Source organism: Cytobacillus spongiae, from assembly GCF_021390075.1.
Window position 1 is genome coordinate 2,373,225 of the sequence record NZ_CP089997.1, and the last position, 22,304, is coordinate 2,395,528.

Below are 22,304 nucleotides of genomic sequence, written 5' to 3' on the forward strand. Positions count from 1 at the left end.
TCCTGTTATTACAGGCTATGTATTAGAAGAATAGGCACCACCAGCACATTGTTTGTCACCTCCTCTCAACGATGTAGGTTAGGTGTAATAAATACCCTTGTATCCCATTTTAATGGAAAAGCCCCTTCGTTTACAACAAAAATTTATTCTCCATTATAAAGATCGTGATAGGCTCTCCATTTTGGATACACTTTTTTGAATAGCTGAACGAGTTCTGGATCAAATTGACTACCTGACCCTTCCACTATTCTTTGATACGCTTCTTCAACGGTTAACGCATGACGATAAGCTCTTGAAGATGTCATCGCGTCAAATGCATCAGCTACAGCAGTCACTCTTGCAAGAATGGGGATGTCTTCTCCCTTTAACTCATAAGGATACCCTTTTCCATCCCATCGCTCATGATGATGACGGATCACATCAATATAATCGATTAATCCTTCAATCCCTTCACATGCTTTTGCTCCAGAGGTAGTATGTGTTTTAATTATTTCATATTCATCCACATCTAGCTTAGAAGGCTTGGTTAGAATACTATCTGGAACATTTACCTTTCCCACATCATGAAGCAAAGTTGCATAGAAATACGATTGAAGCTCTCTTTCATTTAATAAATCTAATTCTTTTGCCAATATATTGGAGTACATCGCAACTCGCTCACTGTGTCCCTTTGTATAAGGGTCCTTCAATTCTAGTACGGATACAACAGCTTTGACTGTTTGCTCCAACTGTTCATCAAATGCATTTCCAATCGCAGTTAAATAATTAAAGAATCGAGTAAGGATTAAATACGTCACCATCACAAGAAGACTTAGCAAAACGATGGGAGCTAATACATTCAATGACTGAATGAGAATGCCTACGAAGATGTACTTCCCAATTGTCCCAAGTGATACCACCCAAAAAAATCTTTTATTCACAAAAATTGGCGCAATTAAAATTAAGAAGAACTCTGTAAATCCACCAATATTATACTCAGCCTCTTTATTAATATATATAAGCAACTCATTGATAATATTTAATACTGTATATGAAATAAAGTATAGGTATTTTATTACAGCAACTTGCTTTTTCTTGATTAAATAGACCGAAACTGGAAGTAGCGCTCCAAGCAAGAAAAAGATCAATATTTCATAGTTACTTGTCGGGGATGTAAACGAGCGCAACACATCTCTTAATATATAAGTAATAAATTCAAATGAAAAAGTAAAGATGTAAAAAAGGATCAAAAAAAGCTTAGTTGATAAATACTCTTGGTCTAAAATTGTTTTTTTTGTCATTATTCTGCTCCTCTAGATGTAATATTCGATAAATAAACAGTGATCCCCTTGGGAAAATAGTGTCATTTTTAGTCGAAAAACCCCTTATATATTACCTATTTTTATGTTTAATATTGTAAATACAAACTAAATCTAGCTTTTAGAAGAAAAGATTATTATACAGTACGGTAAATCCTTAAGCCATTCATACTTAAATACCATTTTTTTCTTACTCCTTTTTAGAGTTATCTTTATTCATAAGGGAAAAAGTGTTACCGTTTGATAACGACTTAAACGTGCATACTATAATCAATCTTCTCTCATTAAAAGGAAGGTTTTTGGGGATTTACGTTACATCATTAGATCAAAGGAGAGATCAACCATTGAAGGACAAATCCGTTCCGATTTCCGTTGAGAACATTCAATCTGAAGCGGAGCTGTTTGGCTTGGATGACGAAACAAGCCTTCTTTCAGTAAATTTCGCAACAACGGAAACAACCTATATAAATGAACACACTCATGAAGAAAAGCCCCTCCATTAATGGGGGGCTTTTCCTAAGTTAAATAGGTTATTTCACGAAAAATAGATCCAAGTAGCCTTTTGTTCGAAATCGTTTAGTCATCGAATTTCCTCTAAATCACTGGCAAGCTCCTTATACCTGACTTTAGCAGTACTGTTCCAGTTAACAAGAAAGATACCAGCAAAGATAAAAACGCCACCTGCTAAAATGGATGGATCAAGGGGTTCATTTAATAATAGCCAACCAGTAAGAACTCCGAAAAAAGGAGCTAAAAACAAGAAGGCACTCGTCTTTCCTGGATCACCTATTTTCAATAAATAAAACCAGCCCGCAAATTGAACAATCGACGCCATAATCGCTAGCCATAACAAAATAAATAGCGAAGTAGCCGTCAGATTAAATTGAGGTTGTTCTAATAGAAAACTACCACCTAATAAAATCAAACCACCATATACCATCTGATAGGCCGTTAAAACCCAAGTATCAAAGCGCATTCCCCAAGATTTGATCAACAGTGTGGCCACTGCCCAGGAACAAGCTGAAAGGATCCCTAGCATCGTCCCTATTTCCATACTTATCGTGGCTCCCATCGTTATAAATACACCGATAAAACCTAAAAATACACCTAACCACTGGGAAAGGAGATACTTTGCTTTAAAAAATAGGGTACCAAATACAACAACCAATAATGGATTCATAAAAGTTAAAATGGAAGACTCTCCAGCTGAAATAGTTAAAAGGCTTAAAAAAATACAGGCCATTACACCCGCAGTTTGAAAAAAACCGATGACCGCCATTAGAAACCAATCCTTAATAGATGCGGGGTGCGGTCGCTTCATAAGCTTGACAATGATGGCCATAAGCACACCAGCTATCGTAAATCGTAAACCAACCAGCAGAATAGGAGTGACATATTCAAGACCAATTTTTCCAATTGCAAATGATGAGCCCATTAGAGCCGTTGTTACTATTACTAAAAAAGCATAAAGATATTTATTCACATCATGGCTCCCTTTCCTTACTTCGCGAGATGGTAATTGTATAGTTATGCACCTAATCATATGAAGCATAACTCTTTTCTATACCTTCTTCCAATTATTTGCCTGACATACTACTAGAATATTCCTCTTGTTTAGAGAATCCCAATTGTTTGCACATAAACAGATAGATGATGAAAATAAATGGAACATGATTTTTCAGCAAGTTTGATAAGAAGCAGCCAAAAAGCTTTATATCAACTCCGATTACAAGGTATAATAATAGAGCATTAGTATGTTTGAGAGGATGACTTGTACATGAAAATAACTGAATATACCATTGAAAAAATAGAAGATCCATTTGGAATTATTGAAGGGGACCGCTTTGAATTTTTCTTACATATAGACGTTCCTGAAGAGGACGAATTGTACTCTGAAAAAGGAATAAAATTAAGAGTACTATTTGCAGCAGAGGAAGCAGGTTCTCGAATGGTGAAATATGAATTTTTTGAAGATGAAACCAATCAATATTTGGACTTTGAGTTAGAGGAAGAAGAAGAAGCAATGGTCGTTGCCTTTTGTCAAGAACACTTGACTATTGATGAAGAGTAAGTTAAGGGAAAAAGCAGGATTCTTATGATAGAATGCTGCTTTTTTTTGGCTGTTATCGTAGCCATTTTCGTTTTTAAAACATGGGCAGTTTTCCGATTCATAATTATCACTTGCCACGTGGTGAGCGGTGGGACTACCTGTCTTCGCCTGTGGTAACACCTATCCTACTATTCCCCAAGGCGTCTCTCATCGTTCAGCTCCAAACGACTAACCTTCGTATAAATAAGAGATTCTTACCTGTTAAATATAAATCTTTTAGACATTGACCATTTTATCATCAGAAACTTCATCTCATCTATGTTTTATAGAAAAATTATCCTGTAAAATACACTTATCGGAAGGTTGTTTACTTATGCAATCTGAACAAATGAAGCCGTCCGTTAAGAGGAGGTAGTATACATGCTTTCAGCGAATCAACTTAATGATATGAAACACCTACAACAAATTTGTGAAGAAGAGGAAAACATACAGCTTAAGTTAAATTGGGATATGCTTCAAAGCCGCAATTCAAATGAAAAAAGGGATTTCTTTCATTATGAGAATGACGTCCTTGTTGGGTTTCTCGCCCTTTATGGCATCGCAAATAAATTAGAACTATGCGGGATGGTACACCCTGATTACCGCCAAAAGGGGATTTTCACAAGCTTACTGAAAGAAGCACGAGAACTGTTTCCAAAAGATACGATGATTTTAATAAATGCACCTGGTAGTTCCAAATCAGCTAAAGGGTATTTAGAACAATTGGATTGTACCTATTCATTTACTGAATATCAAATGAAATGGAAGCAGGTTGAATTAGAAGATTATTCTAGTATGATTCGTTTCAAGCCTGCTGCCACAAAGGACTTGGATTTTCTTGTGAGATTAGACAAAGAGTGCTTTCAAGTACCTGAGAAAGATGGGCTTGCCTACAACGAAAAGATCATAGCGGAAGACAAAGAGCTCTTTTATGTCATAGAATTTGAAGATGAGCCTGTTGGAAAAATTCGCGTTAGCCGGGATGACTCAGAAAGCTGGATATACGGTTTTGCCATCGCACCAGAATTCCAAGGAAAAGGAATTGGTAAAAAGGCACTTATTCAGACGGTCAATCAGCAAGTAAAAGATGGGGTTAATGTATTTCTTGAAGTAGCGGCAGAGAACCACCATGCCCTTCGCCTTTATCAAAGCTCTGGTTTTGAAGCATATGATTCACAGGATTATTATCAATATATGGTTAGATAAAAAATACGAAGGAATCAAACAAAAGCAGACTGCTGAATGAAATCAGCAGTCTGTAAAATCACTATTTAAACCAACCCTTTTGTTTAAACCATAAAAACATCCATCCACCGATGATCATCATCAGTGCAAGAACAATAAAATATCCGTAGTCCCAGGACAGTTCTGGCATATTTTCAAAGTTCATTCCGTATAGGCCGGCTATAAAGGTAAGTGGCATAAATATCGTTGTAATAACCGTTAAAACCTTCATGACTCGATTCGTCTGATGGGCATTTAAGGATAAATAACTGTCTCGAATATCAGCTGTTATTTCTCTATTAGCGTCCACCATTTCAGATAGCTTTAATAAATGATCATAAATATCAGAGAAATATTCTCTTCTCTCCCTGATTCCTACTAAATGGTGAGAATTTAGCATTCGATACACAAGGTCTCTCATCGGAGCAATCGTATGACGAAGCGTCAATAGATCATGCCTAGTATCGTATAAATCCTCTAATAATTCTTCCATTGAGCTTCTCTTCGAATGATCTTCTATATCGTTTAATTTGTCTTCAAGTCTGTAAACAATTGGAAAGTAGTTATCAACCATCTTATCAATAATGTGGTATAGAATTAAATATGGATCCCACTCTTCAAGCTGTTCAGCCCATGCGATACGTTGCCATACTTCATTCACTTCTTTTGCATTGTGATAGTGGAATGTAACAATATAATGATCACCAATAAAGAAATTAACTTCTTCTTTTTCGAGTGTCTCAGCATGCAGTCCATGTGTGACAAAGAACGTATTCTTCTCATAGTAGTCTAGCTTTGGGCGTTGTAGAATTTGAACACAATCCTCTATTGCTAATGGATGAAAGTGAAAAGGATCAGTTAAGAGAGTGATTTCTTCTTGAGTAGGTTCAAAAAAATCTACCCAATACCACTTAACATCACTTTGTGATAGCTCACTTAGTGGAATGTCTCTTCTAAATTGATATGTATCCGTTATCGCAAGTGTTCTAATCATAAAGCTCCCCCAACTCAATCTCTAATATCATTTTACCCTCTTATGTTTGTGTAAAACATGAAGACTAATATCGTTTACATTATTGCATTTGAAACATGGGCAGTTTTCCGCTCCAGGCGGCTCCAGGATATTCACGTTCAGCAGGCAGTCTAGTGAGCCTCTTTCGGCTTCGCCTGTGGGGAGCTTCTACCTGCCCGACTGCTCCGCAGGCGTGTCACCCATCCGTCCCCTCTACACTCCGATCCTTCGTATGAAGGATCGAATCTTACCCTTAAAAACAGCAATCATATAATAGTCTAGATTAAAAATAGTGCTACTAATATAGCTAATACAAAACGGTAATAAGCAAATGGCGTTAATTTAATTTTAGCTAAAAGCTTCAAAAACGATACAATCGCAAGAAGAGCTACGATAAATGCAGTAACAAAGCCTGTTAAGAAGAAGCCTATATCATTCGTAGATAAACGTTCATAGCTTTTCACTAAATCTAACCCACTGGCTGCCACCATCATCGGTACAGCAACTAAAAAAGAAAACTCAGCAGCTGTCTTATGGTTAGTCCCTACTAAAATACCCCCTGCAATCGTTGCACCTGATCTTGAAAAACCAGGAAATAAAGCTAAACATTGAAATAAACCGATTTGAAATGCCTGCTTATAACTAAGATCATCTAACGTTGTTGCTGTTTCAACCTGATTTCTTTTTTCTGCAAAGATCATTAACAATCCGCCAACCACGAGGGTGATTACTACGGTTTGCGGATAGAACAAATACTGTTTAATCAGATCATGGAATACTAAGCCAACTACAATTGCTGGTAGCATCGCTAATAATAAATGACCGATGTTTAGACCTTTTTGAAAGTTAAACTGCAATAGGGATAGCATCCGCTTCCAAAAAATCACTACGACAGCTAATATGGAACCCAATTGGATAAATATTTCAAACGTCTTGGCCTTTTCCCCAGTAAACCCTAAAAAATGACCGGTAAGAATGAGATGACCGGTTGAAGAGACAGGAAGGAATTCAGTAAGACCTTCAACAATCCCCATAATGATGGCAACAAAATATTCTTGCATTCGTACACCGCCTATATGTATTTGAAATCAATAATAGAATCATACAACTAGGAGTTGAAAAAGGAAATATATATTTTAAACACATGACATGCTCAAAACACCCTTACCATTCGAAAGCAGAAAAAAATAGAGCCCCCATTGGGACCCTATTGTTCTTCCACGAGATATCATCGTGTCTATCTCCAGCTTACTAAAGTAGTGGAGCTTGTCATATCAAGAGTATTAAGCTTTATTTACATTAACAGCTTGGGGACCACGCTGGCTATCTTCGATGTCAAAGCTAACTTCTTGACCCTCTTCTAGAGTTTTGAATCCATCACCTTGAATAGCAGAGAAGTGTACGAATACATCGTCTCCACCTTCTACCTCAATGAAACCAAAACCTTTTTCAGAATTAAACCATTTTACTTTTCCTGTTGCCATTTCAAATCCTCCTAAAATTCAAAAGCTCTCAAAATTTTTGTGAATAAAACTTTCACATTTCTAATATGCCTATTTTATTCTACTTTTAATCATTTATTTCGATTTCTATTTCGATTGCGATCTCTATTTGAACTTCTTTCTCTATTTCCGCCGCCACTTGGAGTGCGATCTCTTCTTCCACCTCGACCGCGATCCGAACGTCTCGTGCGATCTTTGTCAGATTTAGGCTTTCTTGAACGTAAAGGTTCAACAGCTGTTAATTTGACTGGAGTCGTATCTGGTTCCTTTGTTAATAGCTTAAACGCAGCTGACAACAACGTAACAGAATCCATTTCTTCTAGTAGGGATTCAGCCACACGCTTATACTCGCCATACTCTTCGTTTTCGATTACTTTCAGAATTTTAGAAATGGTTGCTTGCTGATTCCCTGCAATTACTTCACTGAATGAAGGAATCGGTTGTTTAACCATTTTCTTTTTAGTGACTGACTCAATAATTTTTAAATGATCCGTTTCTCTAGGTGTAACAAATGTAACTGCTAAGCCTTTTTTTCCAGCACGGCCAGTACGTCCAATACGGTGTACGTAGCTTTCAGGATCTTGAGGAATATCAAAGTTATAAACATGTGAAACTCCACTAATATCAAGTCCTCTAGCTGCTACATCCGTTGCAACCATAATTTCAATCGTTTGATCTTTAAAGCGTCGAATAACTTGATCACGTTTATTTTGCGGGATATCTCCGTGAATTCCTTCAGCTGAATAACCACGTTTAATTAAGCCTTCAACCACTTCATCTACACGCTTTTTCGTGCGTCCGAAAATAATTGCAAGCTCTGGTGCTTGAATATCAAGTAAACTACAAAGCACATCAAATTTTTGTTTTTCGTGAACTTCAATATAGCTTTGCTCGATATTTTTTACCGTCATTTCCTTTGCTTTAACTTTAACAAGCTCAGGCTCAACCATAAACCGTTCGGCAAGTGATTGAATTCGCTTAGGCATTGTTGCTGAGAAGAGAAGTGTTTGACGCTCGCTAGGAACTTGGCTTAGAATCTTCTCAATATCTTCAATAAAGCCCATGTTCAGCATTTCATCTGCTTCATCTAATACAACCATTTTAATATTGTTCAAACGAATCGTCTTACGATCCATATGATCCATAAGTCTACCCGGAGTGGCTGCAATAATTTGTGGTTTATTCTTTAATGCACGAATTTGTCTGTTAATATCTTGTCCACCATAGATCGGTAATGTACGGATTCCCTTTACATTTCCAATTCGGTTAAGCTCTTCAGCTACCTGAACCGCTAGTTCACGTGTTGGAGCAAGTACAAGCCCTTGAATTCCTCCATCGATGTCCATCTTTTCAAGTAATGGTACACCAAATGCTGTTGTTTTTCCTGTTCCTGTTTGGGCTTGACCAATCATATCCTTACCAGTTAATGCGATGGGAATAGCTTGCGCTTGAATGGGAGTTGGTTCCTCGAAGCCCATATTTGATAGAGCTTTCTCAAGCTCTTGGCTTAATTGAAAATCTGAAAAAGTAGTCAATCTAAATTTTCCTCCTTTAAAAGGTCCTAAATAATATGATCTATAATTATCATGTGCCAATCACATGATTCTCATTTACCTATTTTCGTGAGTGTTTATTCTTTATTATTCCAAATATGTGGAATTAACAACACTTATTCTTAATCAAGAGATGTAAGATTGGAGTCAACTATGAGGAATATTGAAGAAGAAAACACAAGAAAGGTGATGCTGTTTGAAAAGCATCACCTTTCACATTAGCAATTATGCTTTTTGAACGTTAGAAGCTTGAGGTCCGCGGTTTCCTTCAACTACTTCAAAAGTAACTGATTGACCTTCTTCTAAAGTTTTGAAACCTTCAGATTGGATAGCAGAGAAGTGAACGAATACATCTTGCCCTTCTGAAGACTCGATGAATCCAAAACCTTTTTCTGCGTTAAACCATTTTACTTTACCAGTTTGCATGTTGTTACCTCCAAAAAATAAATGTTCACTATCAATTCCATATATAAGCCAATAAAAAAGTCGTAGGGCAAAATATTGTAGGAATAAAAATCGTCTACATTTTTGCAGCTACGACTACTTATCCAAGTTTATAACGAACTTAACAGCTTAATATTAGCTTATAGTATTTCTACGGTTAAGTCAAACCATATTATTAATTTATTTTATTGAGATACTAATTCCCGTTCTTTTTGTACGGTTTCTAGTAGCTTCTTTTCTGCAGATTCGACCGTATGTTTTAAGAGCATTGAAATTGTAACAGGTCCTACACCACCTGGAACCGGCGTAATGGCTGAAGCTTTGTTGAAGCATGTGTCATATTCTACATCGCCAATATTTCCTTTATTATATCCTGCATCTAAAACAACGGCACCTTCTTTCAGCCATTCTCCCTTAATAAAATTTGGCTTCCCGACAGCTGCAACTACAATATCTGCTTGTTTGACTAGCTCAGGGAGATTTGCGGTAAACGAATGACAAGTCGTAACAGTTGCATTTCGATTCAATAAAAGAGCAGAAACAGGCTTACCAAGGATTGGACTTCTTCCTACTACAACGGCATGTTTTCCTTCTGCTGAAATTCCGTATTCATCCATAATTTTAATAATCGCTGCGGGTGTACATGATGGATATTGACCAAACCCAAGAGCGGTCTGCCCATATCCCCAGCTTGTCACCCCATCCACATCCTTCTCCACAGCAATCGCTTCAAATGCTTTTCGCTCATCAATCTGATTTGGAACTGGGTGTTGAAGAAGAATCCCATGAACATTCTCATCATTATTTAATTGTTGAATAACAGCTAGCAATTGTTCAGTTGTCGTTTGCTCAGGAAGATGAATACGTTTGGATTCGATACCTAATTTCTCACATGCATTGCCCTTCATTTTCACATAAGTTGCTGATGAGGGATCATCTCCAACTAAGATCGTTGCAAGGCAAGGCTGAACATGATTCTCTTTTAATTTTACAATAGTTGCTTTTAAGCCATCCTTCACATGTGTAGCGACGCGATTTCCATCAAGAATTACTGGTTTCTCCATTGTGTATAACCTCCCGGAAATAATAAAAGAGACAAGGGTATCCCTTATCTCTGCCCAGACGACCGGCTATACATAGACGCAGCTCCCCTGTGGTTATTTCCACATTGTCGTCAGTCACTGCGATTTTTTAATGTATGGAATTACTTTAATTTTATCACAAAATACATATAATTCAACACTTTTTTATAAAAATGTTCGTGTTTTTATCAATTTCATTTATCTTTGTATCTAGGAACAACGATGTGGCTGTTCTGTTGGTATCGATAAAACAGGCAAATAAAAAAGGATCACAATAAAGCGTGATCCTTTTTGTTCAATCATTTGAGGGTTTTCTATTTAGTTGTGCAAACAAACTAAAACCTAAAACAACGAAAGCCCTACCTCTCTTCCATCTTTACGGCTCCGCGGCCGCGCCAATAAGAATCAGGTTACAAAATACAAATCGTGAGAATTAAATATTTGCAGATAGTTAAACTGCACTGAAGTGGTTTTAATACCTTGAAGAATTTTGAATCTCGAAGATAAAAATCGGAAGGAATCATTAAATTGTTGAATCAAAACTTACTATATTAAAAATGTAACTCATAACCCCTCAAACGCATTGAAAACCTATTATATCTTACAAACTGGAATTTGTCTAATATTTTTTCCTAAAAAAGTAAGGGATTGAGTAAATACACCCTCTTAATCAATAGAATAAACGATAGTAATCAAAATTGAACAGGATTCTCTTTTAAGCAAACTTTCATAATTTTAAAGACAATTGAACAAACTACCTTCCAAGTAGAAAGGAGACAAAAACTATTATGAAAATCCTATCATCTATCACCCTAATTCTCTGTTTACTAATACCACTTCCAGTAGAAGCAACTAGTAAAAAAGGAGCAGAAGGAGCGCTTACCGATACAACGATTACTTTAAAAGAGTCATTCGAATATGCAATCGAAGCAGAAAGGGAACTATCTGGTCTATATATAGATATTTCAACTCATTTTAAAATGGAACATCCCTTTACTCCTATCCATAAGGACAAAGAAAGTCACATACAACAGCTGATACCTTATGCAACCAAATACATGATTAAACTCCCACCTCCAACCGGAAAAGTAGAGTTACCTAGTACAGAAAGTAAAGCGTATATGGTAGGCATACAAAAAGAAAAAGCTCAAATTGCTATGTATAATAAGTTCATTACGAATCCAACTATTCCAGCGGATGTAAAAGGAATATATACGATTCTTCGAAATAAATCGATTCGTCACTTATCCATCTTTCAGAAGAAGCAAAAAGAGCTAAACAGAACAGATGAATAAAAGGACGCCAGGAAATTGACTATGCTGCCCTCCTGGCTTTCCTTATCTATTCTTGCGTTTGATAATAACGAGTTAGTTCTACGATTGATTGATGTACATCAGTGAACGTAAAGCCTAATTCAATTGCTTTGTTCGTGTTTAATGACCAAGAGCCAGGTAATGCATATGGAGATGTATTCTCCTCTGTTAGTTGATCCGTTATGGTTGCTTTCTTCCCAACTATTTCTTCAATTAATTCAATCAATTCCACAATAGAGAGATCCTGTTTACATCCAGCATTTATTGAACCCGTATACCCACTATTGCCGATTTCATATAAGAAGCCCGCTGCTTCATTAGAGAGGATGAAACTATATCTAGCGTTAGGGTCTTTCATTCCGATTTCTTCATCGTTCAAAATATTTTTCACATGAAAATGAAGTCTATTTGTGTAATCATCTTTCCCAATGACAATCGGAAAACGAACGGAAACTACCTCTAAATTCTTTTCATTAAATAATACAGCCTCTGCTCCTCTTTTTGCTTCTCGGTACCCTATGTAACCTTGGTATGCTGTCCTTGGCTTTAACTCAGGATGAATGGTGTGGGGGTCAAAGTCCTCCTCCGAATGGTTTGTACCGAATTCATAGACAGCCATAGTTGATGTAAATATGTATCGCTTGACTTTATCTTTTAGTGCATGTATTGTATCTTGAGCTTCTTTAGGAGACTGACAAGTTTGATCAAAGACTATGTCCCACTTCTTATCTTTAAATTGTTCGAGCATTGAAGCTGGATCTTGACGATCAATCTTTAGTCTTTGCACATGGTCACCAAATGGATCACTCGTTTTGCCCCGAGTAGCAATTGTGACTTGTTTCCCCTCGTCTATTAATCTCTGAACAAGTCTTTTCCCAAAGAATTGTGTTCCGCCTAGTACTAATATGTTATTCATAAAATCTCCTCTTTCATAGTCGTAGCTCCTTCTAAATATGTAGCATACTATATCATTCTTCTATTATAGCGAAAATCCTTTAATATTTTTACCAAATCGCTCATCGAAAAATACAACGGAAGGTAATTACAGGGTGATTCCCCTAAAGGGTCATATGTTACTACATAAAAAAGACTGTAGGCAAAACTCAAAATTCTTTGAGCATGACTACAGCCTGAAATTGGATCGTTGTTTGTTAAGCTAATTTTTCTCGTTTTTGCTGTTCATCTACTGGAACAGATGCATCTAACAGGGCTTCTTCCACTTCTTTTATATATAATGCTTTCGTTTCATTGCTCCACTGGAAGAATTCAGACATATAGGCAATGACTTGTTCTTTATATCTTCGAACAGTTTGAATATCAAACAGGATGGCTCCCGTTCGTCTGTTAAAGAAATCGATTGGTGTAGCGATCATTTCTTCATGAAGTGCGTATACCAATTTAGCAAATAGCGACAGCGGAAGCTTATATTCAGCAGCACTTGAGAGATTTAATTGGAGCAATTCAAACACATGGTCACTATTTGAGCCATAGGTAGAAACAAGATGTCTTGTTTCTTCCTCCGTCAATCCAAGCGCTGTACCCTTTGAAATCGAGCTTAGAACATACCGTTCAAAGTTCTTTGCACCGCCGACATCTCCACCTGAAATCGGTAAATACTTTGTTTGACAGCTAGGGTAGGACTGTCCTTTTCCTTCTAGTAACTGTTTGGCAATTAAGTCGATGACCATTTCAGACATTTTTCGGTAGCCCGTTAATTTTCCACCTGCAATCGTTATTAAGCCTGATTCTGATTCCCAAATTTCGTCTTTCCGAGAAATTTCAGATGCGGATTTCCCTTCTTCAAAAATTAATGGTCGTACGCCAGCCCAACTTGATTCCACATCCTCTTCTGACACTTTCACTCCCGGGAACATATAATTGATTGCATTGATTATATATGTTCGATCACTAATGGTCATTTTTGGAATAGCTGCATCTTGATCGTAGAATGTATCTGTAGTTCCTACATATGCTTTTCCATCTCTTGGTATGGCAAAGACCATTCTTCCGTCTGGTGTATCAAAATATACCGCTTGCTTTAAAGGAAATTTCTTTTGGTCAATAACAAGATGGACACCTTTTGTCAGCTGCAGTATTTTGCCTTTTTTGGATTGGTCCTTTTCTCTAATCGTGTCAACCCATGGCCCTGAAGCATTTACAATTTTATCTCCATATATTTCATAGCGATCACCTGACAGCTGGTCTACCACGCGAACACCGCAAACTTTTCCATCCTTATATATTAATTCATCCACTTTCGAGTAATTAATGGCGGTAGCTCCTTTTTCAACAGCAGCCTTCATCACTTCAATTGTTAATCGTGCGTCATCCGTACGATATTCTACATAATAGCCTCCACCCTTTAGATCTTGCTTTTTGACAAGTGGCTCTTTTGTCAAGGTTTCTTCTTTGCTAAGCATGGTTCTACGTTCGTCTTTCACAACTCCTGCTAAAAAATCGTACACTTTCAACCCTACGGAAGTGCTGAACTTACCAAATGTTCCTCCTTTATGCATTGGAAGGAGCATCCATTCTGGAGTTGTCACATGTGGTCCATTCTCATAAACAATCGCTCTTTCCTTTCCTACTTCAGCTACCATTTTGACTTCGAATTGTTTTAAATATCTTAGTCCACCATGTACGAGCTTAGTAGAACGAGAGGATGTACCAGCAGCAAAATCTTGCATCTCAACTAGCCCTACCTTCATCCCACGAGTTGTAGCATCTAAGGCAATTCCAGCACCAGTGATTCCACCACCAATAATAATAACATCGTATTTTTCTTGTTTTAGTTGTTCTTTTACTTGCTCTCGATTTTTATTAGAAAAGTTCATGTTTATGCCTCCTTGAGCATGTTACGTCCTATTGTTTTGGCAGGATCTGTGTTTAAACACGGCTCTGCATTCTTCAACCTGCAGAGCAAACAACAAAAAAGAGACCACAAATAACATTAACGAAAAACGATAATGTACTCGTGGTCTCTCCTTATCTCCTACCGATGTATTAACTTACTTTCATTATAACATAATTGTACAGATTTGAAAATAATTAGCATGAAATTTATTTAAATGCCATTGTTGCATGGATCGCTTTTTTCCATCCATCATATAGTTCTTCACGCTTCTGTTCTTCCATAGTAGCTTCAAATTTCTTATCAATCGCCCACTGTTTAGCGATTTCTTCTTGGCTTTCCCAATATCCTACTGCTAAACCTGCTAAATAAGCAGCTCCTAACGCAGTCGTTTCATTAACGACTGGACGTTCAACTGGTACATTCAGCATATCGCTTTGGAATTCCATTAAAAAGTCATTTTTTACTGCTCCACCATCCACACGCAGTGCTTTCAACTCAATTCCAGAATCCTTCTCCATTGCAGAAAGAACATCTTTGGTTTGATACGCTAGTGATTCAAGTGTAGCACGAATAAAGTGCTCCTTCTCTGTCCCACGAGTTAATCCAAAGACAGCTCCGCGAACATCACTATCCCAATATGGTGTTCCAAGTCCTACGAATGCAGGTACTACATAGACACCATCTGTAGATTCTACTTTTCTTGCATAGTTTTCGCTATCCTTAGCATCTTTAAACATTCTTAAGCCATCTCGTAACCATTGAATCGCAGAACCTGCCACAAAAATACTTCCTTCTAGAGCATATTCTACTTTTCCGTTAATCCCCCATGCTAAAGTGGTTAATAGTCCATGATCAGATTTCACGGCTTTTTCTCCCGTGTTCATCAGCATAAAACAACCTGTTCCATACGTATTTTTTGCCATTCCTTGCTCAAAGCACGCTTGGCCGAAAAGGGCTGCTTGTTGATCCCCAGCTGCTCCTGCAATTGGAATTTCCTGTCCAAAGAAATGATAATCAACAGTCGTTGCATAGACCTCTGATGAAGCCTTTACTTCAGGTAGCATGGATGCTGGAACCCCAAGGATGTCAAGAAGCTCCTCATCCCACTTTAATTCATGAATATTATACATTAATGTACGGGACGCATTGGAATAGTCCGTCACATGTGCTTTTCCACCTGAAAGCTTCCAAATGAGCCACGTATCAATCGTACCAAAAAGCAGCTTGCCTTGCTCCGCTTTTTCTCTTGCACCATCCACATGATCTAAAATCCACTTAACTTTCGTACCAGAGAAGTAGGCATCAATTAATAGGCCTGTCTTTCCACGGAATAATTCATTATGTCCTTGTGCCTTTAATTCATTACAAATATCACTTGTTTGTCTTGATTGCCAAACAATCGCATTGTAAATAGGCTTGCCTGTCTCTTTATCCCAAACTACCGTTGTTTCACGTTGGTTGGTTATCCCAATACCGGCAATTTGCTCTGGCTTAATATCTGCTTCTGATAAAGCGCTTGCAATAACAGAAAGGATTGAACCCCAAATTTCGTTCGCATTATGTTCAACCCAGCCTGGCTTAGGAAAATGTTGTGTAAATTCCTTTTGAGAAACCTTTACAATTTCGCCTTTTTTATTGAATAAAATAGCACGTGAACTTGTCGTCCCTTGGTCTAAAGATAAAATGTATTTTTCCATGATTTTGCCCCCTTTATTATTTAGCAGCAACCGCTGAATTGGTATGAACAGATTGCTTTTTACTACTCATATATGCCATGAATAAAATAATAGAAGCAGATCCTAACACGATCCATAAACTTTGTGTTAATTCTCCCTCAAATACAGCTTGATAGAATACAGCTCCTAATGAACCTCCTAAGATGGGACCTACTACTGGAATCCAAGAGTATCCCCAGTTAGAGCTACCTTTCCCTGGAATCGGAAGAAGAAAATGAGCGATTCTTGGACCTAAGTCACGAGCTGGGTTAATGGCATAACCAGTTGTACCGCCTAAAGACATACCTATAACTACAATGAGTAAACCAACTGCAATCGGATTTAAGCCTTCTGTAAATTGATTTGCGCCAATAAATAATAATCCTAGTACTAAGATAAATGTACCGAACATCTCGCTGAATAAATTTGAAAACGTATGAGGCACTGCTGGGGCTGTTGAGAATACGCCAAGCTTTGTTCCTGGATCCTCTGTTAGCTTCCAATGAGGTAAATAATGTAAGAATACGAGAGTTGCCCCTACCATAGCTCCAAGTAACTGAGCAATAATGTATGAAGGTACTTCTGCCCATGCAAAATCTCCAGTAATTGCTAGACTTATTGTAACAGCCGGGTTTAAATGAGCGCCACTAATTGATCCTACTGCAAATACCCCCATTGTTACTGCTAATCCCCACGCAATGGTAATAACAATCCACCCTGCATTGTTTGAGTAGGAATTCTTTAATGAAGCACCTGCTCCAATTCCCGCTCCAAACACAATTAAAATCATCGTGCCAATTACTTCTCCCAAAAATGGTGACATAATAATTCTCCCCTTTCGAACTTTAACGTTTTTAAGCATCAAATTCCAAGTGTAACGAAAAAGGAGACCGCACAGATTACCCTCCATAATAGAGGGGGTAAACCTGTGTGATCTCCTTATCTCCGCCACAATTGTTAACTTGTTAATATGAAGTATACTAACCTATGAAAACGTTGTCAATCACTTTATGGAAAAAATTTATTCTCATTGCGGTTCATTAACTATTTTTCAAATTTCTCCCAAAGTTCTACTTTCGAAGTAGTTATAGCAGTAGCTCCCGCCTTTAATGCATTAATGACTTCTTCTTCCGAACGTATCAAGCCTCCTGCAAAGACAGGAGTATTCAAACGATTTTTCACCTCAGAGATCATCCATGGCATCGCTCCAGGTAATACTTCGATAAAATCCGGCTTTGTTTTATCTACTAGCTTATAACTTTTTTCTAGCGCATGGGAATCGATTAAAAATACCCTTTGCACTGCTAAAACCCCTTTTTGCTTCGCTTTTAAGATGACGCTTCCTTTAGTTGAAATCAGCCCATATGGCTTATGCTCTTGGCAGATAAACTCCGTTGCATAATCATCGTTTTTAATCCCTTGAATTAAATCCATATGGAAAATCATTTTCTTTCCATGTTGGTTAGCTAATGATTGAACGTGTTTTAACTGAGCAATATGTAATTCTAAAAAGACACCTATTTCAAATGAACTATTTAAAAACCTTTCAAATTCCTTCATATTAGTTGATGCTGGTAGTATTTGCTGATTCATATTCTCACTCCTTGAACACTATCTTATAAGAAATTCGAAAATACTTAAATGTTTTTTTCAATGGCTGGTTTCGTATTCATGGGTGTTTTTGAAACATGTGCAGTTTTCGTCTTTCACCAGCAGAAAAAAGCGTAAAATTTGATGTTCAAGTGAATCGAATGAAAAACGACCTTCTCATCTTACGAAGGCCGTTTTTCATTCTTTCTGTTTTCCTTGTCATAGTCATTATTTTATTTCTAACGACCACACCCATCATAACTAGATATCATGATACGTTGACTTTGACTATGCCTGTTTCTTCGTTTTTGTTGCTTTCACTGTTTTCGTTGCCCGTTTTTTCTTCGTGGTAGCCTGCGTTTCAGTCTTTGGCTTTGTTCGATCGATGGAAGCTTGTAGGGCAGCCATTAGATCGGTAACATTCGAAGCAGGCTCCTTTCCTACCGGTGCAACTACTTCTTCACCCGTTCGTTTGGATTCAATTAACTCTAACAATGCCGTTCGATAATCATCGTTGAATTTCTCTGGCTCAAACTCTGTTGTTAGCTGATCAATTAATAAGGTGGCTGTTTCTAATTCTTTATCAGTTATCGTATCCTCAGCAGGAACATTTGGTACATCTCCGGCAGAACGTACTTCGTCTGGGTAATGGATGGTTTCCATAAGTAATGTATTTTCATATACCCGTACCACGGCTAAATGCTCTTTTGCTCGAATGATAATCTTTGCTAGCCCTACCTTCTCCGAGTCTTTTAGTGCTTTTCTAAGCAATGAATAAGCTTTCCCTCCACTTTCATTGGGGGACATAAAATAGCTTCGATTAAAATAGATGGGATCAATTTCATTCATTTTAACAAAATCGATGATTTCAACCGCTTTTTCTTCATTCTCTTTTTTCAATTGTTCTAGATCTTCTTCGTCAAGTACCACAAATTTTCCTTTTGTGTATTCATACGCTTTAACCATATCGCCTGTTTGAATCTCCACATCACATACCGGGCATACCTTTTCGTATTTAATGGGTGAATGGCATTCTTTATGAAGATTACGAAGCTTAACATCTTTGTCCTCGGTAGCAGCATGTAGCTTGATTGGGATATTCACTAGACCAAAACGAATGCTACCCTTCCAGATTGTATGCATATGAATTCTCCATTCTTCTCGTTTTACGCTTAATGTTCGAAGATTTCCATCTGGTCATACTATATAACATTTCCCAATGTGTAAATTAGTACGAACAGAGAAACAATAACCAATAATTAAAGGTTTTCTCCCATTACGTAATTTCCTAGAAAGGGTTTTGCTAATGAAACCGATGTTACCTACGTTATCGTTTGAAGTTCCAAAAGGAAAGGAATGGTACTACGAGGTTAAATATGACGGATTTCGAGCCATTTTAAGTATAAACGATGGCATTTCATTAGTTAGTAGAAATGGTCATTCACTTATTCATCAATTTCCAGAATTAGCTGATTTTCTAGCAGCCCATAAAGATTTGATTGAACCTTTTACACCTTTGGAATTGGATGGAGAACTCGTCATCCTTGAAAATGAATTTAAGGCAAATTTCTCTGCTATACAAACACGGGGGAGAATGAGGGCATTGAATCGAATCAAAGAAATGGCTATGCAGACCCCTTGTCGCTTATTGGTTTTTGATCTACTTATGATAAAAGGACAATCACTTAAAAAAATGCCTTATGAAGAAAGAAAACAAAAATTAGCTGAGCTATTTGAGACCGTTCTCTTCCCCTTAACCCCAACCATTAATAGTCCTTCCTTAATTCAGTTAGTACCTGCATTCACATCCATTCATGACGTATGGGAACAGGTTGTGTTATTTGACGGGGAAGGAATTATCTCTAAGCACGCGAACAATAAATGGGAGGAAGGAAAAAGAACTCCACTTTGGATAAAGCTTAAGAACTGGAAGTTTGTGACCTGTTTTATTACTGCTTACGAAAAATCAAATGGCTATTTTCATGTAGCAGTTCAGCATGAAAAAGAAATCATTCCTATCGGTCAATTCTTATTTGGATTGAAACCAGAGGAGAAAGATGCTCTTTACCAAACGATCATGAAGAATACAAAGAAGGAAGACCGAAAGCTCATATTTGTAGAGCCGAGTATTTGTGTCGAGTTAAAATACTTAGAAATGTATGATGAACAAATGAGAGAGCCCCATTTCCATAGGTTTCTCTTTGATACTCTACCAAATGACTGCACTTATGAAAAATTTGCTTTCCAACAACTAAATATTCCTCCTGGCATCGAAATAACACACCCTGAAAAACCGCTTTGGGAAGAGCCTGCTATCCAAAAAAAAGACTACATTCATTACTTAAGAGGAATCTCACCGTACATTCTTCCTTTTCTAATGAATCGTACATTGACTGTTATTCGATACCCACACGGTATGTTAAGCCATGAGGCATTCTATCAAAAAAATTGTCCCGATTATGCTCCTGACTTCGTCCAAACCTATAACTTGGAGGGAATCAATTACATTGTATGTAATGATGTAAAAACACTCATATGGCTTGGAAATCAGCTTGCATTTGAATTTCATATTCCATTCCAAACAATCCAAAGCATTGGACCAAGTGAAATCGTCTTTGATCTAGATCCTCCATCAAAAAATGAGTTCTCCCTTGCTATTCGAGCAGCACTTAAGATCAAAGAAGTACTCGATCATTTTCATCTAAAGAGTTTTGTTAAAACTTCTGGAAATAAAGGATTGCAAATTTACATTCCATTACCTGAAAACAAATATTCGTATGATGAAACGAGGAAAATCACAGCCTTCATCGCTGAATATCTAGTGACCAACGATCCAAATTCATTTACGATTGAGCGACTAAAAAAGAATCGAGGAAATCGTCTATATGTGGATTATATACAGCATGGAGAAGGAAAAACAATTGTAGCACCATATTCCCCTAGAGGTAATAGACAAGCAACTGTTTCTACGCCCCTATTTTGGAATGAGGTAAAGGAGGGGCTGAGCATGGAAGAATTTCAAATTCCGACCCTCCTTCACAGACTAAGAGAAAAAGGCTGTCCATTTCGTAATTATTTCCCATCTAAGAAAACGCAATGCTTAACCCCTATTTTACAATTCATATCAAACGGAATGAATAGGAATTAACAGATAAAGAGGACTAGAATCAGTGGATATTCTAGTCCTCCTTTTTTCATTAAATTTAGGAATTGCTTATTTCAAGCAAATAATCAGTTCCGTTTGTATTTATACACATCCTGTTTTTCCCTTTTTTTCCTGTATAAAATCTAGAAATAGAGGTGCCATCAATTACTAGCTCCTTTGTAGTGTCTTCAGTAAGCAGGAGCTTTAGATGTTCATCTGTAATACTGGAAGAGAAATGGGATAGGGTGATTATTTCATCCACTCTGAACTTTCCGCCACGCAGAACCGTCCCTGTTCTTAAGACTAGTCTCTTATTTTGAAAGGGCTCTAGATGCTTCTGGATTTTCTCTACTCTTGACCTAGGAGTATAACCAGATAAAACGACATCACCAACTAGTTCAATTAGGGCAGATGCTATACCTTCTATAATATCCATTCGTTACGCTCCTCCTTCACTTCAAATCTATAACCATTCTGATATAAATTCGATGGCATGACTTTGTAGCTTCTCATATTGCCTTTTTTCTTCGGTAAATTCGATTTTATTGCTGCATGTAAATTCATTTATGGCTCCCCACTCAATTTGGAGGTCGACTTTATATTCATACGTTGCGTTCCCTATAAGGTCGATGGAATAGCTGCTGTCTTGCTCATGAACAACACAATTGACCTTTCCGCCATTATTATATACTTGTATCTCCTGTCCATTTTCGTTTATTCCTGCGAGGCATGTAACAAGGCTTGACGCTGACATAGCAGTTCCACATGCATTCGTAAACCCAACTCCTCTTTCAAACGTCCGGACATAGATTGCATTTGTCTTTAACGGTTTGACGAAGCTCACATTTACCCCATCAGGGAATAATTCATTTGGTCCATTTACATACTCACTGATTGTTTTTTGTAGATTGGATTCTACTTGCTCCTTCTCAACAATTGCAACCAAGTGAGGATTCGGAACCGCTAATGCGAAGAAATCCACTTCTTCTGTTAATTGTGGAATCTTTTCGTTTAATAATGCGGGTTGATCTAATTGTAAAGGCAAATCGGATAGCTGAAAGGATACGGGTGAAATTTCGACTTTATAGGTTGGGATTTTCGGGAAAATATCCCCCTCCTTATTCACCTTTAAGTTCGCCTTCATCGTTTCAATAATAGCTGCCTCTTTGTCTAAAAGCTCACAAACATATCTTGCAACGCAGCGGAGTCCATTTCCACACATGGATGCCTCAGATCCATCTGGATTGAACATCCTCATCATTCCATCTGCAACTTCACTTTTTAACACAAAGAGAATCCCGTCCGAGCCGAGCTCGCTGTCTCGATTACAGATCGCCCGTGATAGTTCTACTCTCTGCTCTTCAGTAAACTGATAATCATGATTGATTTCATCTATTATAAAAAAATCATTCCCAGACCCATGACATTTAACGAGTTCAATATTCATACACTTAACCTCCAACATGTTATATGGACAATAGAA

21 protein-coding genes and 1 riboswitch are annotated in these 22,304 nt (G+C 37.5%); of the genes, 5 read left to right on the forward strand and 16 right to left on the reverse strand.

The genetic code is table 11. From position 1 onward, the window contains the following. Window positions 1-143 precede the first annotated feature (143 nt). Complete coding sequence (locus LS684_RS11990) at window positions 144-1,280, reverse strand: HD-GYP domain-containing protein (protein ID WP_233806259.1); 1,137 nt, start codon at window positions 1,278-1,280, stop codon at window positions 144-146. Between the two features lie 362 nt (window positions 1,281-1,642). On the opposite strand from LS684_RS11990, the gene LS684_RS11995 reads away from it, so the two are divergent. Beyond that, window positions 1,643-1,801, forward strand: a complete 159-nt coding sequence (locus LS684_RS11995) for a hypothetical protein (RefSeq protein ID WP_233806260.1) — start codon at window positions 1,643-1,645, stop codon at window positions 1,799-1,801. 77 nt (window positions 1,802-1,878) lie between these two features. On the opposite strand, the gene LS684_RS12000 is transcribed toward LS684_RS11995, so the two are convergent. After that, on the reverse strand, window positions 1,879-2,781 hold the full coding sequence (locus LS684_RS12000) for a DMT family transporter (protein ID WP_233806261.1): 903 nt from the start codon (window positions 2,779-2,781) through the stop codon (window positions 1,879-1,881). A gap of 294 nt (window positions 2,782-3,075) precedes the next feature. On the opposite strand from LS684_RS12000, the gene LS684_RS12005 reads away from it, so the two are divergent. Both LS684_RS12005 and LS684_RS12010 read left to right on the forward strand, forming a co-directional pair. After that, on the forward strand, window positions 3,076-3,369 hold the full coding sequence (locus LS684_RS12005) for a DUF6509 family protein (protein ID WP_233806262.1): 294 nt from the start codon (window positions 3,076-3,078) through the stop codon (window positions 3,367-3,369). Between the two features lie 399 nt (window positions 3,370-3,768). Beyond that, window positions 3,769-4,593 (forward strand): GNAT family N-acetyltransferase, encoded by an 825-nt coding sequence (locus LS684_RS12010; protein WP_233806263.1) that lies wholly within the window; start codon window positions 3,769-3,771, stop codon window positions 4,591-4,593. A gap of 61 nt (window positions 4,594-4,654) precedes the next feature. Here LS684_RS12010 and corA read toward each other — a convergent pair whose 3' ends face one another. The 6 genes from corA to LS684_RS12040 form a co-directional block, all read right to left on the reverse strand. Beyond that, window positions 4,655-5,605 carry a magnesium/cobalt transporter CorA gene (gene corA, locus LS684_RS12015; RefSeq protein ID WP_233806264.1) on the reverse strand — a complete coding sequence of 317 codons (951 nt, stop codon included), beginning with the start codon at window positions 5,603-5,605 and terminating at the stop codon, window positions 4,655-4,657. Between the two features lie 296 nt (window positions 5,606-5,901). Then, complete coding sequence (bacA, locus tag LS684_RS12020; RefSeq protein ID WP_233806265.1) at window positions 5,902-6,684, reverse strand: undecaprenyl-diphosphate phosphatase; 783 nt, start codon at window positions 6,682-6,684, stop codon at window positions 5,902-5,904. A gap of 222 nt (window positions 6,685-6,906) precedes the next feature. After that, complete coding sequence (locus tag LS684_RS12025) at window positions 6,907-7,107, reverse strand: cold-shock protein (RefSeq protein WP_233806266.1); 201 nt, start codon at window positions 7,105-7,107, stop codon at window positions 6,907-6,909. A gap of 89 nt (window positions 7,108-7,196) precedes the next feature. Beyond that, window positions 7,197-8,660 (reverse strand): degradosome RNA helicase CshA, encoded by a 1,464-nt coding sequence (gene cshA / locus LS684_RS12030; protein ID WP_284701560.1) that lies wholly within the window; start codon window positions 8,658-8,660, stop codon window positions 7,197-7,199. Between the two features lie 243 nt (window positions 8,661-8,903). Further along, window positions 8,904-9,104 carry a cold-shock protein gene (locus LS684_RS12035; RefSeq protein ID WP_233806267.1) on the reverse strand — a complete coding sequence of 67 codons (201 nt, stop codon included), beginning with the start codon at window positions 9,102-9,104 and terminating at the stop codon, window positions 8,904-8,906. A 203-nt stretch (window positions 9,105-9,307) separates the two neighbouring features. After that, the gene (locus LS684_RS12040) at window positions 9,308-10,186 is read right to left on the reverse strand and encodes a bifunctional 5,10-methylenetetrahydrofolate dehydrogenase/5,10-methenyltetrahydrofolate cyclohydrolase (RefSeq protein ID WP_233806269.1); all 879 of its coding nucleotides are present in this window, start codon (window positions 10,184-10,186) and stop codon (window positions 9,308-9,310) included. Between the two features lie 45 nt (window positions 10,187-10,231). Beyond that, window positions 10,232-10,314: riboswitch (ZMP/ZTP riboswitch) on the reverse strand. A 678-nt stretch (window positions 10,315-10,992) separates the two neighbouring features. Between LS684_RS12040 and LS684_RS12045 the strand changes: the two genes are divergently transcribed. Continuing rightward, window positions 10,993-11,499, forward strand: a complete 507-nt coding sequence (locus tag LS684_RS12045) for a ferritin family protein (RefSeq protein WP_233806270.1) — start codon at window positions 10,993-10,995, stop codon at window positions 11,497-11,499. A 46-nt stretch (window positions 11,500-11,545) separates the two neighbouring features. On the opposite strand, the gene LS684_RS12050 is transcribed toward LS684_RS12045, so the two are convergent. From LS684_RS12050 to ku, 6 genes are all read right to left on the reverse strand, one after another. Beyond that, a complete protein-coding gene (locus tag LS684_RS12050; protein WP_233806272.1) occupies window positions 11,546-12,433 on the reverse strand; it encodes an NAD-dependent epimerase/dehydratase family protein in 888 nt (295 codons plus the stop codon). 235 nt (window positions 12,434-12,668) lie between these two features. Next, complete coding sequence (locus LS684_RS12055; RefSeq protein ID WP_233806274.1) at window positions 12,669-14,351, reverse strand: glycerol-3-phosphate dehydrogenase/oxidase; 1,683 nt, start codon at window positions 14,349-14,351, stop codon at window positions 12,669-12,671. Between the two features lie 226 nt (window positions 14,352-14,577). Further along, window positions 14,578-16,068, reverse strand: a complete 1,491-nt coding sequence (gene glpK, locus LS684_RS12060) for a glycerol kinase GlpK (RefSeq protein WP_233806276.1) — start codon at window positions 16,066-16,068, stop codon at window positions 14,578-14,580. A gap of 16 nt (window positions 16,069-16,084) precedes the next feature. After that, on the reverse strand, window positions 16,085-16,909 hold the full coding sequence (locus LS684_RS12065) for an MIP/aquaporin family protein (protein WP_233806279.1): 825 nt from the start codon (window positions 16,907-16,909) through the stop codon (window positions 16,085-16,087). Window positions 16,910-17,130: 221 nt separating this feature from the next. Next, on the reverse strand, window positions 17,131-17,679 hold the full coding sequence (locus tag LS684_RS12070) for a glycerol-3-phosphate responsive antiterminator (RefSeq protein WP_233806281.1): 549 nt from the start codon (window positions 17,677-17,679) through the stop codon (window positions 17,131-17,133). A gap of 285 nt (window positions 17,680-17,964) precedes the next feature. After that, complete coding sequence (gene ku, locus LS684_RS12075) at window positions 17,965-18,819, reverse strand: non-homologous end joining protein Ku (RefSeq protein ID WP_233806283.1); 855 nt, start codon at window positions 18,817-18,819, stop codon at window positions 17,965-17,967. Window positions 18,820-18,982: 163 nt separating this feature from the next. On the opposite strand from ku, the gene LS684_RS12080 reads away from it, so the two are divergent. Beyond that, window positions 18,983-20,824, forward strand: coding sequence for a DNA ligase D (locus LS684_RS12080; protein ID WP_233806285.1), 1,842 nt, complete (start codon window positions 18,983-18,985; stop codon window positions 20,822-20,824). 55 nt (window positions 20,825-20,879) lie between these two features. On the opposite strand, the gene LS684_RS12085 is transcribed toward LS684_RS12080, so the two are convergent. Together LS684_RS12085 and dapF are read right to left on the reverse strand one after the other, a co-directional pair. After that, complete coding sequence (locus LS684_RS12085; RefSeq protein ID WP_233806288.1) at window positions 20,880-21,257, reverse strand: hypothetical protein; 378 nt, start codon at window positions 21,255-21,257, stop codon at window positions 20,880-20,882. Between the two features lie 27 nt (window positions 21,258-21,284). Next, the gene (gene dapF / locus LS684_RS12090; RefSeq protein WP_233806290.1) at window positions 21,285-22,268 is read right to left on the reverse strand and encodes a diaminopimelate epimerase; all 984 of its coding nucleotides are present in this window, start codon (window positions 22,266-22,268) and stop codon (window positions 21,285-21,287) included. Window positions 22,269-22,304: the final 36 nt, after the last annotated feature.

What these genes read in the sequence shown, in the direction of transcription:
- bacA (WP_233806265.1), bottom strand. Translation starts at nt 6,684, where the DNA reads ATGCAAGAATATTTTGTTGCCATCATTATGGGGATTGTTGAAGGTCTT.
- LS684_RS12035 (WP_233806267.1), bottom strand. Translation starts at nt 9,104, where the DNA reads ATGCAAACTGGTAAAGTAAAATGGTTTAACGCAGAAAAAGGTTTTGGA.
- LS684_RS12065 (WP_233806279.1), bottom strand. Translation starts at nt 16,909, where the DNA reads ATGTCACCATTTTTGGGAGAAGTAATTGGCACGATGATTTTAATTGTG.
- LS684_RS12025 (WP_233806266.1), bottom strand. Translation starts at nt 7,107, where the DNA reads ATGGCAACAGGAAAAGTAAAATGGTTTAATTCTGAAAAAGGTTTTGGT.
- LS684_RS12080 (WP_233806285.1), top strand. Translation starts at nt 18,983, where the DNA reads ATGAAACCGATGTTACCTACGTTATCGTTTGAAGTTCCAAAAGGAAAG.
- LS684_RS12040 (WP_233806269.1), bottom strand. Translation starts at nt 10,186, where the DNA reads ATGGAGAAACCAGTAATTCTTGATGGAAATCGCGTCGCTACACATGTG.
- LS684_RS12055 (WP_233806274.1), bottom strand. Translation starts at nt 14,351, where the DNA reads ATGAACTTTTCTAATAAAAATCGAGAGCAAGTAAAAGAACAACTAAAA.
- LS684_RS12070 (WP_233806281.1), bottom strand. Translation starts at nt 17,679, where the DNA reads ATGAATCAGCAAATACTACCAGCATCAACTAATATGAAGGAATTTGAA.
- glpK (WP_233806276.1), bottom strand. Translation starts at nt 16,068, where the DNA reads ATGGAAAAATACATTTTATCTTTAGACCAAGGGACGACAAGTTCACGT.
- corA (WP_233806264.1), bottom strand. Translation starts at nt 5,605, where the DNA reads ATGATTAGAACACTTGCGATAACGGATACATATCAATTTAGAAGAGAC.
- ku (WP_233806283.1), bottom strand. Translation starts at nt 18,819, where the DNA reads ATGCATACAATCTGGAAGGGTAGCATTCGTTTTGGTCTAGTGAATATC.
- LS684_RS12050 (WP_233806272.1), bottom strand. Translation starts at nt 12,433, where the DNA reads ATGAATAACATATTAGTACTAGGCGGAACACAATTCTTTGGGAAAAGA.
- LS684_RS11990 (WP_233806259.1), bottom strand. Translation starts at nt 1,280, where the DNA reads ATGACAAAAAAAACAATTTTAGACCAAGAGTATTTATCAACTAAGCTT.
- LS684_RS12010 (WP_233806263.1), top strand. Translation starts at nt 3,769, where the DNA reads ATGCTTTCAGCGAATCAACTTAATGATATGAAACACCTACAACAAATT.
- LS684_RS12085 (WP_233806288.1), bottom strand. Translation starts at nt 21,257, where the DNA reads ATGGATATTATAGAAGGTATAGCATCTGCCCTAATTGAACTAGTTGGT.
- LS684_RS12045 (WP_233806270.1), top strand. Translation starts at nt 10,993, where the DNA reads ATGAAAATCCTATCATCTATCACCCTAATTCTCTGTTTACTAATACCA.
- LS684_RS12005 (WP_233806262.1), top strand. Translation starts at nt 3,076, where the DNA reads ATGAAAATAACTGAATATACCATTGAAAAAATAGAAGATCCATTTGGA.
- dapF (WP_233806290.1), bottom strand. Translation starts at nt 22,268, where the DNA reads ATGAATATTGAACTCGTTAAATGTCATGGGTCTGGGAATGATTTTTTT.